Here is a 13,395-nt window from a genome sequence, read left to right as displayed (position 1 = left end):
CCCGTCCTGCGTCCTGGCGCCCCCTCGCGCGGCGGACGCACAGTTCGGAATTTATTCGTCCCCGGAACAGCGGCGCAACATTCTTTCGCCGCCCGGAAAGGAATCGGCAGCGGGCTCGGCCGCGCAATCTTTCAAGGGTCTTTCCGAGGTCTTTCCGGAAGCTGCGTGAACACTTGCCGGGCCGGTGCGGCCGACTACCGTGAAACGGATGAGAACAACTCCGCAGACCGGAAAATGGCTGCTCAGAAAACCGCCTCAGGACAGCACTTCGCTGCTGTTCTGCTTCCCCTACGCGGGAGTCGGGGCGTCGTCCTACCGGGACTGGCCGCCGACCCTGGCGGGCGGGACCGCGGTGTGCGCGCTGCAACCGCCGGGCCGGGAGAACCGCTTCCGCGAACCTGGGCATCCGGACCACGGGGCCTTCGCCCGTGACCTGGTCGACTTCCTCACCCCACTGCTGGAGCGGCCGTTCGCGTTCGCGGGGCACTGCGGGGCGGTGCCGTTCGCCCTGGAGACGATCCTGACGCTGGAGGACCGGGGACTGCCGTTGCCGCGGCGGCTGTTCGCGTCCAGTTGGGGCGCGCCGCACCGCGGGCTCTACGGCGAGCTGAACTTCGTGGACCTCGACACGGCCGATCTGGTGCACGAGGTGCGGCAGCGGTACCTGCTCACCGGGCAGGGCGAGCCACCCCCCGAACTGGCGGAGATAGCCGCCCGGGTGCTCAAGGAGGACCTGGTGGTGCAGCGCCCCTACCGCTACGACGCCGGCCGGCGGCTGCCCTGCCCGGTGACGGTGGTGTCGTGGTCGGACGACGACGTGGTGCCCGCCGCCACGGTGCCGCCCGGATGGGAGGAGTGCGCGCCGGTCCGCTTCGAGCATCTGGAGGGCAAGCATCTGGACTTCCTCAGCTGCCCGCAGTCGCTGAAGGACGTCATCGCGGCCGACTTCCCCGCCTGAACCGATTCCCCGCCCGAGCGGAGCGGGCCGGCAGAGAGGGCGAACGGGGGCGCGCACCAGGGGTGCGCGCCCCGCCGTCGTGCGGGGGCTACACGGCGCCCCCGGACAGGACCTCGGACAGCTCCGCCGGTGTGGGGTTGAGCATCAGGTCGCGCACTTTCAGCGGTGTGCCGACCCTTTCGACCACGAGCCGCACGGCCCTGTTCGCGCTGAGGGAGTCACCGCCGAGCAGGAAGAAGTTGTCGTGCACCCCCAGGTCGGACAGGCCGAGGATCTCCTCCCACACCTTGACGAGGGCGGCCTCGAGCTCGGTACGGGGAGCGTTGTCCACCGCCTCTTCGCCGTCGGCGGAGGAGGACGGGGCGGACGCCGAGGCCAGGGCCGTCCAGTCCGGCTCGGGAAGGGCACGGCGGTCGATCTTGTCGCCGGAGTTGAGCGGCAGCGCGTCCAGGAGAATGAACGCCTGGGGCACCATGTGGTCCGGCAACTGCCCGGCGAGCGCTCGGCGCAGCGCCGCCGTGTCCAGGCCGTCGTCGGCCACGAGGTACGCGATGAGCCTCGGGGTCCCCGAGGGGTCGTCGGGTGCGGTGACCGCGGCCGCACGCACACCGGGGGCGGCGAGGAGCGCGTTCTCGACCTCGGCGACCTCCACACGCATACCCGCGATCTTCACCTGGTGGTCGGCCCTGCCGCGGTGCTCCAGCGCCCCGTCGTGGCGGAATCTGACCAGGTCACCGGTCAGATAGAGCCGTCCGCCCGGCTCGGTGCCGAACGGGTCGGGCACAAAGCGCTCCGCCGTCTGGGCGGCCGTCAGATAGCCGCGGGTCTGCTCCGGTCCGGTGACCGCGAGCTCCCCGACCACGCCCGGCGGGACGGGGCGCATCCGGTGGTCCAGGATGTGCAGCCGAACGCCCGGCCAGGGGCGGCCGATCGGCGGCGGGGTGCCCCGGTCGCGTTCCGTGGCGGTGTGCGAGGTGATCCTCTCCTCCCACGGCAGGAGGGGGGTGGTGACGATGTTGACCTCGTTGGCGCCGTACCAGTTGCCGACCTCGAACGGGAGGTGGGCGGGGGCCCAGCGGCGGACCCGGTCGCTTCCGGTCAGCAGGCTGCGCAGGGGCACCCGCTCCGGCCAGTCGGCGGTCACCAGCGCCTCGGCGAGCGGCGCCACGACGAAGACCTGCGTCACACCCGAGTCGATGAGCCAGTCCCGCAGCCGTTCCGGCGAGGACAGTTCGTCATCGGCGGCGATGTGCAGCGGCGCGCCGACCACGAGGAACGCCCAGACGACGACGGTGACGGAGACATTGGTGTGCGGGGGGAAGGTCCAGCCGCCGTGCTCCTCGCGCCGCACTTGGTGGGCGCGCACCTGGGCGAGGGCGGAGTGGGCGACACCGCGGTGGGTGACGACGACGAGCTTGGGCAGGCCGGTGGAGCCGGAGGTCTGCACCAGATAGGCGATGTCGTCGAGTTCGGGGACGGGCAGCGGGTCGGCGGCGTCGGCGGAGCCGGAGGTGATCTCCCCCGATTCGAGCAGGCAGAGCACCTGCGCGGCCTCGGCTGGCCAGTCCCGCCGGAGGCGTTCCGTCGTCACCACGAGCGACACCCCGGCCTGGGCGAGGAGCCGGCCCAGATAGGCCTCGGGCGCCTTGGGGTCGAGCATCAGGGCGGCGGCGCCCGCCCGGTGGACCGCGAGCATGGCCACCAGCAGTTCGGGGCAGCGGGGCATGCACAGCCCCACCGCGTCGCCCCGTGCGATTCCCTCGGCGGCGAGGTGACGGGCGAGGCGGTCGGCGCGCCGGTCCAGCTCGGCGAAGGTCAGTGTCCGCTCGCCGAGCACGGCGGCGACGGCGTCCGGAGTCACCCGCGCCCGCCTCGCCACCAGTTCGGGAACGGTCCTGAGCCGATCGACCACGTCGTCGGTCCGGCCCCAGCGGCGCAGCAGCTCGTGGTCCTCGGGCCCGAGGAAGTCGAGGTCGCCCACGGCCGTGTCCGGATGGTCGAGCAACTGCCGGAGCATCGTGAGGACATGGCGGCCGATGCGGTCGGCGCTCTCCTCGACGACCAGCTCGGTGTCATGGGTGAGCTCCAGCCCGGGACCGCCGGCGGCCTCCACCACGGTGAGGGCCAGCTCGGACTCCGCGGCCGCGGCAGGGACAGCGGTGACCCCGGCGGGGCCGAGGCGGCGGACCCCGAACGCGGCCGAGAAGCGCGGCGGCTGTTCCGTGGGCTCCGCCAGTACGTCGTGGGGCAGCACGGGGCCGCCCTTCACCGCGGCCAGCCGGTCGGCGACGGCCGACAGCAGGTCGGAGGCGGTGGCCGCGGCGTCGAACCGGAAGCGGACGGGGACCAGTTCGGTGTACTGGCCGATGGCACCCGGGTGGGGGCGCCGGTCCACCTCGACGGCGACGAGCAGATCGGCCCGGCCCGTGTACCGGTGAAGCACGGCAAGGTAGGCGGCGAGCACGGCCGACGGCTCGGTACGACCGGTGAGTGCGCCGTCCGGATCGGGCACGGCGACGGTCCGCGCCGGCCCTGCGGCCCCGGCCCCGCGCGCCGCGTCGAGCGGCAGGTCCAGCAAGGCGGCCGCCCCCGCCAACTCCTCCCGCGCGGCTTGCGCCTCGGCGGCTGTCGCGGTGAGGGGCGCGGGGGGTCGCGCGGGCACGGTGATGGGTGAGTTCCGGGCGTCGGGGGCCGCGGCAGGCACGAACCCGCCGCCGGGGGCTACGGCAGGCGTGCGCGCGGCCGTCCGCGGCGCCCGGGACTCACGGGCTGCGGCCCCACGGCTTGCGCCGGGGGCGGCTTCGGCTTCGGCCGGTGCGGTCGCCGGCCTCGTCGGCGCGGGCCCCGGGCCGGACGGTCCGGGCGCCCCGGGTTCCACCCGTGCCGCGACCTCCGCGGCGAGCAGCCGCAGGGCCGTGGTGTCCAGTGCGCAGCGGTGTGCGGCCAGGTGGAGCGTCGAGGGACTCCCCTCGACCAGTGCCGCGCGCACGAGCGGCCCCCGTTCGAGGTCGAACGGCTTCGCCGTCAGAGCGCTCCCGTCCTCCCCCGCCGCCAACGGCTCGAGGCTCGGCCCGGGGCCGTCCCACGACAGCACCGCGTCCTGGTCACCGCCGGCCAGGCGGGTCCTCAGCGCCGGGTGGGCGCCGGTGCACGCGTCGAGAGCCGCGGCCACGGCCCTGCGGCCGACTCCCGGCGGCAGGGGTACGGTCGCCGCGACCGTGTGCGAGCCGTGCCCGGGGGCCCAGCGCTCGCTGCGCCGCAGGCGCTCCTGGATCGCGGGCAGCGCCCGAGTTGCGGTCACACCCATGGGACGGCCGTCAGCCCGCCGCGAGGCGCTCGCGGACGCTGCGCGGACGCATGTCGGTCCACACCCGCTCGATGTGGTCCAGGCATTCCTGACGGGTCCCGCTGGTCCCCTCGGCGCGCCAGCCGTCGGGCAGCGGCCTGTCGGCGAACCAGATGGAGAACTGTTCCTCGTCGTTGACCACGACGCTGTACTCGCGGTCGTCCTCCCGCTCGTCCATCGGGGGCTCCTCTCCCGTGGTTCCCGTGGTTCTCCCGTGTGAATTCAGCGCGGTGAGTCCACAAAGTAGTCCTGACCGGCACCGTCGCGAAGCCGCGCCGAAACACTTCGGAAAGAGGTGACGGGTTCGGGACAGAAATCCTTTCCGGAATGCAATTCCGTACCACTATTTCCCCGCCAGGCACGACGGTCGAAGCGTGTTGGAGCGCGAGGAGGAATCTGTGGGCGACGTGGCGCCGGTCGATCTCCGGTCCGACACGGTGACCCGGCCGACCGGGCGGATGCTCGAGGCGATGGCCTCGGCGCGGGTCGGCGACGACTTCTACGGCGAGGACCCCACGGTGCTCGCGCTGGAGGAGCGGGCGGCCGAACTCGCGGGCACCGAGGACGCCCTCTTCGTGGTGAGCGGGACCATGGCGAACCTGGTGGCGATCCTCGCGCTCGTGCCCCGGGGACGGGAGTTGATCGCGGAGGCCGACACCGATCTGGTGCGCTGGGAGTCCCACTCGGTCGCCGGGCTGGCCGGAGTGCAGCTGACCGCCGTGCACGGCACCGACGGGATGTTCGGCGCCGCCGACCTGGAGGAGCTGCTGGCCCGCGACGACTGGCGGGCACCGCAGACGGGCATGGTGGCCGTGGAGAACACCCACAGCGCCGGCGGCGGCTCGGTCTGGTCCCTGGACCGCCTGGAGGAAGTGGCCTCGGCGTGCCGGGCCGCGGGGGTGCCGCTGCACTGCGACGGAGCCCGGCTGTTCAACGCGGCCGTGGCGGGCGGCTACGCGGCCCATGAGGTGGGCGCGCTCTGCGACACCGTCACCTTCTCCCTGTACAAGGGCCTGGGCGCGCCCATGGGCTCACTGCTGTGCTGCGGCGCGGAAGTCCGTACCGCGGCCGCGCGGGCCCGGCGCCAACTGGGCTGCACCTTCCGGCAGATCGGCACCATGGCCGCCGCCGGGCTGGTCGCGCTGGAGGGGATCGAGCATCTGGCCGAGGACCACGAACTCGCCCACCGCCTCGCTCGCGGTCTTCGCGATGTGCTGCCCGAATGGGCCGCGCCCGCGCTGCCTTCCACGAACATCGTGACCCTGCGGCTCGGCCCGCGCGCCGCCCCGTTCGTCGCCGCCCTGCGCGAGCGCGGGGTGCTGGTGACCGAGGTCGTCCCGGGCGTGGTGCGCTTTGTGACCCACCGGGACGTCGACTCCGCGGGGGTGGAGCTGGCCGTCGCCGCCGCCGCGCGGGTCGCGCCCGAAACGCTCGCCGCCCCCCTGGCCACCGCGGGGGAACGGGCGTGAGCGGGCCGACCGGTACCGCCGCGCGGCCCCCGGTGACACCCGGCACCGAGCGGCCCGCGCCGCTGTCCACCGCCCAGGCCCGGCTGTGGTTCGTGCACAGCAGCAGGCCGCCGACGGCGGAGTACAACCTCCAAGTGGCGCTCCTGCTCCACGGCGAGCCCGACACCGAGGCACTCCTGGCGTCCGTCCACCGCGTGGTGGAGCGGCACGAGCCGCTGCGCACGGTCGTCGCCCCCCGGCCGGACGGCCTGCCCGTGCAGCGCGTACTCGACGGCCGGCGGCCACCGGTGGACCGCCGGCCGGCTCCCGAGGGGGCCGACACCATGGCGCGGGCCGTGGCGGTCGCCGACGAGGAACTGGCCGCCGTCTTCGATCTCGAACGGGAACCCCCGCTGCGGGTGCGCCTGGCGCGCGTCACCGACGACGCGTGGGTGCTGGCGCTGACCCTGCACCATCTCGCTTTCGACGGCTGGTCCACCGCCTTGTTGCTGGAGGAACTGGACCAGGGGTGCTCGGGTGCCGAGGCCAAGCCGCTTCCGGTGTCGTACAGCGACTACGCCTGGTGGGAGCGGCGGGTCCTGGAACGGGAGCGGGAGGAGCTGCTGCGGCACTGGCTGGCGGAACTGGACGGCGCCGAGGAACTGGACCTGCCCGCCGACCGGCCGGGACACGGCGTGGGCGGGCCCATGGGGACCGTGCGCCATGCCCTGTCCCCCGGCACGTGGGAGCGCCTGCGCAGTGTGTCGCGCGGCGCGGGGGCGACACCGTTCGCCGTTGCCCTGGCCGCGTACTTCGCCGTGCTCGGCCGGTACAGCGGGCAGCGGGACTTCGTGGTGGGCCTGCCCGTGAGCGGACGCACGGACATGTCGCTGGAGCCGCTGATCGGATGCTTCGTCAATACGCTGTGCCTGCGTGCCTCGGTTCGGCCGCGTGAGTCCTTCCTCGACCTGGTGCGCCGCACCCACCGGACGCTGGCCCGGGCGGTGGCGCATCAGGCCCTGCCGTTCGAGGAGTTGGTGCGCCGGGCACGGCCCGATCGGCGCAGCGACCGCAATCCGCTCTTCCGGGCGTTCTGCTCGGCCGTGGACGGGCTGCCGCCGCCGGTGCGGCTGGGCGGGATCGAGTGCGAACTCGTCGCCCCCGAGTACGGGTTGAGCAGGTTCGACATCAACGCGACCTTTGTGCTCGACCCGTCGTCCCCGCTGGTCCAGATCGACTACAGCAGGTCCATCTTCGACGACGCGACCGGAGAGGGCTTCGCCGCCCGGCTGGGCGTCTTCCTGGACTGGGCGGTCGCCCGGCCGGACCGGGCGGTCGCCGACGTCCCGTGGATGAGCCCGGCGCAGCGGCGAGGGGTCCTGGATCTGCTCAACGGCGGCGCGGGCACCTCGGGAGGCCGGCGGTGAGCGGGCAGCGCGGCCTCGACCCGGCCGCTCGGCGCAGGGCACTGCGCTCCGTGGTCAACCGCAGGGCGCGTGAAGCCGCCGGTCTGGAGTTCGTGGGGCCTCGGCCCTCCGGCGCCGAGGTTCCGCTGACGCTGGAGCAGGAGTGGCTGTTCACGGCGGCCTCGGCGGTGCCGGACCTGGGGCGGCTGGCGACGGCGGGTGTGATGGAGAGCGAACGCAGGCTCGACGGGCAGCGGTTGCGTGCCGCTGTGAAGGCGGCGGTCCGGATCACCGACGCGTTGAACCTGGTCGTCGGCGAACGCGGCGGCTCGCTGGTACTGCTGCCGCGGCAGGGTCCCTCGGTCGACTGGCGGGAGGCGGGGGACGGGGCCGCCGCTGACGCTGTGACGGACGACGCGGTGACGGACGACGCGGTGACGGCGGCCCTGCTGGCCGAACCGTTCGACCCGCGAGGCGGTTCCCCGCTGCGCGCCGCGGTGGTCGAACGGGGCACCGGCACGGCCCTGTTCGTCGCCGCGAGCCGCCAGGTGCTCGACCGGCGGTCCCTGCAACCGCTGTTCGCACGGATCGCCGACCTCTACGACAACCGGCCGACCGAGGCCGGAGCCTTCGGGTTCGCGGACTTCGCCCACTGGCATCGGCGGCGGTTCTCACCGGAGCGGCTGAGGCAGGCCGCGGAGCGGGCCGCCGAGCGGTTCGGTTGGCCCCGGGCCTCGCGGCTGCCGTACGACCGGCCCCCGGTCGCCGGACCTCCGGTGACCGAGTCCGCGGTGCGCCGCTTGGCTCTCGACTCCCCGACCGGCCACGGCGGCAGCGGACAGGGCGGCGATCCCACCGCCTCGTTGCTGGCCGCCGCCGGTACGGTGCTCCGGCGCCTGGGGGCCACCTCCCCGCTGCGGGTGGGGCTGAGGGAGAGCGGGCGGCACACCGAACCGACCCGGGCCCTGATCGGCCAGTTGTCGACGACGGCGGCGGTGGCGTTCGACATCGCCTCCGGAACGGACGCGACGGCCCTGCTCGGCCGTGCCGAGAAGGCGGTGGCCGGGCTGGCCGACGAGTCGTTCCCGATCGCCGGGCTGCCCGAGCTGGGACAGCGCGCACCGGGTGCCGAGCCCTTCCTGCCCATGGGCCTGGACGCCGTGGTCCTGGAGCCACCGGGCATCGGCGGGGGCGGCAGCCGCGTCCGCCTGCTCCAGAGCCCGGTCCCGACCTTCGACGTGGAACTGGTACTGGTCGAGAGCAGGACGGCGGGCGGCTCCTCTCGCGAACTCACCGCCCAGTACCGGCCGCATCTGTTCGACGACGCCACGATCGACGCGCTGTTGACGGCGACCGGCCGCGTTCTCACGGGACATGGATCCGATCCACTGCCGACCGCACGCCCGGCCTCGCGAGAACTCCCCTCGTACGGTGACGGCATGGCGGCCTGGGGCGACCGCGCGCCCCGCGACACGGTGGTCCTCGGCTCCCGCGCCGGCCGGTCGGCGGCGGACACCACCGCCCACATGGAGCGCGTACGAGACGCCCTGCGCACCGCCGGAGCGGGAGCGGGGACGGTGGTCGTCCTCACCGCCGACGGCACCGCAGACACCGTGGGCGCCCTCCTGGCGGCGCTCGCCGCGGGCGTTGATGTGCTGGTCCATGACCCGAGGGACCCCCTAACCTGGACCGAGACCGTCGAGGAAGGCGCACGTCCGCATCTGAGGCTGCGGCCCAACGGCGAGGTGACCGCCCTGGCACCGATTGCGGCCACCGGCGAGGGGGACGACGACGCCGGGGCCCTCCTCGTGGGTCTGCGCGCCCGTCCCCGTCCCCGCCTCCTGCGCCTGCCGACCGCCGTACTGCGCCGTGCGGCCGACGCCCATCGCCGCCTGCTGGGCCTGACCCGCGAGGACGTCCTCGCCCCGGACTTCACCTGGGGAAGCGAGGACGCCGCCGTCGCCGTGCTGGCAGCCGCCCGCTCGGGCGCGGCCCTCGTCCTGCCCGACCAGGACGCCCGCGCCGACGACCGGTTCGACGCCCTGGCGGACGCCGGGGCCACCGTCGCCGCGCTCCCCGTCGAACTGGCCGGGTCCGTACCCGTCCACCTGCTGGGGCTGCGGGCCGCGTACCGGCGAAGGACCGAGCCCCTGCTGGCCGGGGAGGGCGGCCCCGACGGACTGCCGGTGTTCCGCAGATGGTGGGCGGCCGAGGCTCCCGATGCCGTACTGGCCGGTTCGGACACCCTTGAAGTGACAGACGCCGCACGGCTGTTCGTGCTCAATGACGACCTGGCGCCCGTCCTCGCCGGGGGCACCGGCACGGTGTGGGCCGCCGCCGATCCCGGCTCCGGATACCCCGGCGACGCCGCCGCCACGGCGGACCGCCTGCGCCCCAACCCGTTCGGTCCGCCCGGCAGCCGCATGGCCCGTACCGGGGCGCTGGTGCGGGTCGGCCCCGACGGCGGGCTCACCCTCGCCGGTCTCCCCGAGGACCGGGTGTCCGTGGGGGGCCGCACCGTCCTGGCGGACGACATCGCCGCAGCCGTGACCGGGCGGACCGGCGCTCCAGCGGTGGCGGGGGCCCATCCGCTGGAGTGGGGCCGCGCCGAACACCCCTACGCGGTCGTTCGGCCGGCCCCCGGGCAGCAGCTCCCGGCACCGCCCTCGGACGTGGGCGAGTCGTTGGCGGAGCTGCTGCCGCCCGCCGCCGTCCCCGAGCGCGTCCTCGCCGCCGACGAACGGCACGGCCAGGACCCAAGAGGAGCTCGGCGGTTGGCGGAACGCGCCGCCCAGGCCGACGCCCGCCCCTACGAACCCCCGGCCGACGGCATCGAACGCGAGCTGGCCGACACCGTCCTCGCCCCGCTGCTCGCGGTGCCCCGGGTCGGCCGCGACGACAACTTCTTCGAACTCGGCGGTACGTCACTCCAGCTCATCCAGGCGCTGGTGCGGGTCCGCGCCCTGCACGGCGTGGACATCCCGCTGGCCGACTTCTTCGTCTCCCCCACGGTCCGGCGGCTCGCCGAGCTGCTGGACCGGGCCGGCGCCACGAGGGAGCAGGACTTGGACACCGTCGGCGACCTGCTCTCCACGCTGGAAGCACTCCCCGAGCCCACCGACACCGACCGGAGGCCACGATGGCAGTGAACCCCGACGCGGCGGGCCCGGCGCCCACCGCCCTCCCCCTGTCCGCCGCCCAGCAGGACGTACTGGTCTCCGCCGCACTCGACGGCACCTCCCACGGACTCGCCCGCCAGGCCAGGATCGGGCTTCCCGCGGGGAGCGGGCAGGCCGAGGTGCGCACCGCCTGGCACCGCCTGCTGGCCGCCAGGCCCGTCCTCGCGGCTCGACTCACCTGGGACGGTGAGCGCCCGACGCAGGTACCGGGTGCCACCGAGCCCCCGTTCACGACGTCGGACGGCCCCGGTGCCGCCGAGAGGGACCTTCGGGAAGGCTTCCCCGCCGAACTCGACGGCCCGCTGCTGCGCCTGCTGTGGCTGCCCGACTCGGCCGAGGCCGTGCTCACCTACCATCCGCTCCTGCTCGACGACCTGGCCGCCCACCTCCTGCTCGGCGACCTCGCCGCGGTGGCCGAGGGAGGCCGGGTGCTGGAGCGCCCGTGCCTCGACGCGTACCTGAGCGGCCTGCCGGAGCACCAGGACGGCGCTTCTCCGGAGGAAGTGGCGTTCTGGAAGGCCGCCCTCGCCGAAGTCAGCGGTCCGGCCCCGCTGTTCGCCGCCGACGACGAGCGTTCCGACCGCTCCACTACCGTGCGCGTCGAGCTGTCGTCCCAGGAGACGGCCGCGGTGCGTGAGCTGGCCTGGGCGACACGCTCGTGCGTGCTGCGGCTGACCGCCGCCTCCTGGGCTTCGGTCGTGGCACGGTTCCGCAATGAACCGCTCGCCGTGGTCGGACTCCTCGTCGACACCCGCCCACCCGGTCTGAAGAACGCCCTGGGCCCCTTCGAGCGAGTCCTGCCGGCGCCGTTCCTCCTCGACGGCACCTCCACCGCCGCGTGGCTGACGGACCGCTCCGAGTGGATGGAGAAGGCCAGGGAGCTCGGCCATCTGCCGGGCGCCGCGCTCAACGACCTGACCGGCGCCGAGCGCAGCGTCGCGCTCTACGACAGCGTGGTCGACGCCCGTGACGACGCCGTCCTGCCCCCGACGTCGAGCAGCACCGCTCCGCTGCATCTCGGCGTGGAGGACTCCGGTGACACCCTGGCGCTGGTCGCGGGCTTCGACCCGGCGGTGACCGACGCCGACCATGTGGAGCGGCTGGTGCGCTGCACCGCGGCCGTGCTCACCGGGGCCGCGGCCACTCCCGATAAGCCCATTGACACGCTGCCGCTGGTGGGCGCGCGGGGTCTGGCCGCACCGTCCGAGCACAACGCCACCGCGGTCGCCTATCCCAGCGACCGCTGCCTGCACCAACTGGTCGAGGAGCAGGTGGACCGCACCCCGGACCGCACCGCCCTCGTCTTCGACGGGCAGAGCCTGGACTACGGCGAGATGGAGCGGCGCGCCAACCGGCTGGCCAACCACCTGGTGGACCTGGGCGTCGTCCCCGGCACGATCGTCGGCCTGTGCGCGGAACCGGGCTTCGCCCTGAACATCGCCATCCTGGCGATCCTCAAGGCGGGTGGCGCCTACGCCCCGTTGGACCCGTCCTTCCCCCCGGACCGGCTCCACTACCTGGCCGAGGACCTGGACTGCCCGGTGGTGCTGGTCGAGAGCCACCTGATCGGCAAGCTGCCCTCGGTGCGCGGTGTGGTCGCGCTGGACGAGCCGGCCCTGTGGGCGCACTGCCCCGACACCCGGCCCGAGACCGGGGTCCGTCCGGGCGATCTCGCCTATGTGATGTACACCTCGGGGTCGACCGGCCGCCCCAAGGGGGTGCTGATCGAGCACGGTGGCGCGGTCAACTTCGTCTGGTGGATCAGCCATCTGTACCCGCTGGGGCCCGAGGACGCGGCCCTGCAGTGGACGGCGTACAGCTTCGACGCGGCGGTGTGGGAGCTGTTCTGGCCGCTGTTCGTCGGGGCTCGTGCGATCCTGGCCCCGCCGCGGCTGCATCTGGACCTCAACCGCTTCACCGAGCTGATCCGCACCGAGCGGGTGACGACGCTGCACTTCGTCCCGGCGATGCTCCAGACGTTCCTGACGGCCGAGGACGCGGGCGAGTGCCATCTCCTGCGGTACGTCTTCGCCAGCGGCGAGCCCATTCCGACCACGCTGGCCGACCGCTTCCACGAGCTGCTGGACGCCGAGCTGATCAATCTGTACGGCGTCACCGAGGTGTCCATCGACTCCACCTACTACGTGGTCCCGCGCGGCGCCGACCTGCCGTTCATCCGCTCCGGGCGGCCCATCAACAACACGGCGACCCATGTACTGGACCGCAATCTCGAACCGGTGCCGTACGGCGCCCGCGGCGAGGTCTACATCGGCGGCGACAGCGTCACCCGGGGGTACCTGGGACGGCCGGGTCTGACCGCCGACCGCTTCATCCCCGACCCCTTCGGGGGCGGCGGGCGCAGGCTGTACCGCACCGGGGACGTGGCGCTGCTGCTGCCCGACGGTCATCTGCACTTCCTCGGACGCAGCGACCACCAGGTGAAGATCCGGGGCATCAGGATCGAACTGCTGGAGGTCGAGGCCGAGATCACCGAGCACCCCAAGGTCCGCGAGTGCCTGGTGGTGCCGTGGGGCGAGGGCAGCGAACGGAGCCTGGCCGCCTATGTCGTGCCCTCCGACGACAGTCTCGACGCGGCCGAGCTGAGAGCCTTCCTGGCGACCAGGGTGCCCAGTTACATGGTGCCGACCTCGGTCTCCCTGCTGGACGCCTTCCCTCTCGGGCCCACGGGCAAGATCGAGCGCAAGGCGCTTCCCCGGCCGGAGAGCAGCATCAGCGAACAGCTCAGCCACGCGGTGCCGCCCCGCACGGAGACCGAGCGGGCGGTGGCCGCGATCTGGCAGGAGGTGCTGGGTCTGCCCAATCCGGGTGTCCTGGACGACTTCTTCAGCGTGGGCGGCAACTCCCTGCTGGCCACTCGGGTGATCGCCGCGGTCAGGCGGCGGTTCGGGGTGCGGTTGCCGCTGCGGGCCTGGCTGGAGTCGAGCGCGATCGCCGACCTCGCCGCAGCGATCGACCGGCACCGTGACGCCGGGGCCACCGCGCAGGCCCTGCTCGCCGAGGTGGCCGCGCTGCCGGACGACGAGGTCGGGGGCTGACG

At 73.9% G+C, this 13,395-nt stretch carries 7 protein-coding genes; 5 read left to right on the top strand and 2 right to left on the bottom strand.

What is annotated here, in order from left to right; all coding sequences use genetic code 11:
- Positions 1-208: 208 nt before the first annotated feature.
- Entirely contained in the window at positions 209-958 is a 750-nt protein-coding gene (locus IEY86_RS24030) for a thioesterase II family protein (protein ID WP_229698701.1), read from the top strand.
- An 88-nt stretch (positions 959-1,046) separates the two neighbouring features.
- Here the strand turns inward: IEY86_RS24030 and IEY86_RS24025 are convergent, their stop codons facing one another.
- Both IEY86_RS24025 and IEY86_RS24020 read right to left on the bottom strand, forming a co-directional pair.
- Entirely contained in the window at positions 1,047-4,265 is a 3,219-nt protein-coding gene (locus tag IEY86_RS24025; RefSeq protein ID WP_189133907.1) for an amino acid adenylation domain-containing protein, read from the bottom strand.
- A gap of 10 nt (positions 4,266-4,275) precedes the next feature.
- On the bottom strand, positions 4,276-4,482 hold the full coding sequence (locus IEY86_RS24020) for an MbtH family protein (protein ID WP_189133906.1): 207 nt from the start codon (positions 4,480-4,482) through the stop codon (positions 4,276-4,278).
- A gap of 196 nt (positions 4,483-4,678) precedes the next feature.
- On the opposite strand from IEY86_RS24020, the gene IEY86_RS24015 reads away from it, so the two are divergent.
- Genes IEY86_RS24015 through IEY86_RS24000 form a run of 4 tightly spaced genes read left to right on the top strand, consistent with a single transcriptional unit; the run spans position 4,679 to position 13,393 of the window.
- Entirely contained in the window at positions 4,679-5,773 is a 1,095-nt protein-coding gene (locus tag IEY86_RS24015) for a threonine aldolase family protein (protein ID WP_229698700.1), read from the top strand.
- Entirely contained in the window at positions 5,770-7,179 is a 1,410-nt protein-coding gene (locus IEY86_RS24010) for a condensation domain-containing protein (protein ID WP_189133905.1), read from the top strand. The genes IEY86_RS24015 and IEY86_RS24010 overlap by 4 nt, the downstream gene beginning before the upstream one ends.
- Positions 7,176-10,307, top strand: coding sequence for a phosphopantetheine-binding protein (locus tag IEY86_RS24005; protein WP_189133904.1), 3,132 nt, complete (start codon positions 7,176-7,178; stop codon positions 10,305-10,307). The genes IEY86_RS24010 and IEY86_RS24005 overlap by 4 nt, the downstream gene beginning before the upstream one ends.
- Positions 10,298-13,393 carry a non-ribosomal peptide synthetase gene (locus IEY86_RS24000; RefSeq protein WP_189133903.1) on the top strand — a complete coding sequence of 1,032 codons (3,096 nt, stop codon included), beginning with the start codon at positions 10,298-10,300 and terminating at the stop codon, positions 13,391-13,393. Before IEY86_RS24005 ends, IEY86_RS24000 begins: the two co-directional genes overlap by 10 nt.
- Positions 13,394-13,395 lie beyond the last annotated feature (2 nt).

The sequence above is a fragment of the Wenjunlia tyrosinilytica genome (assembly GCF_014646055.1).
GTDB classification, from domain to species: domain Bacteria; phylum Actinomycetota; class Actinomycetes; order Streptomycetales; family Streptomycetaceae; genus Wenjunlia; species Wenjunlia tyrosinilytica.
Note: the sequence above shows the minus strand (reverse complement) of the source record. Positions and strands in the feature narration are given on the sequence as shown.

Bases quoted from the DNA above. Each gene is read 5' to 3' on its own strand.
- IEY86_RS24000 (WP_189133903.1), top strand. From the start codon at position 10,298: ATGGCAGTGAACCCCGACGCGGCGGGCCCGGCGCCCACCGCCCTCCCC.
- IEY86_RS24020 (WP_189133906.1), bottom strand. From the start codon at position 4,482: ATGGACGAGCGGGAGGACGACCGCGAGTACAGCGTCGTGGTCAACGAC.
- IEY86_RS24030 (WP_229698701.1), top strand. From the start codon at position 209: ATGAGAACAACTCCGCAGACCGGAAAATGGCTGCTCAGAAAACCGCCT.
- IEY86_RS24025 (WP_189133907.1), bottom strand. From the start codon at position 4,265: ATGGGTGTGACCGCAACTCGGGCGCTGCCCGCGATCCAGGAGCGCCTG.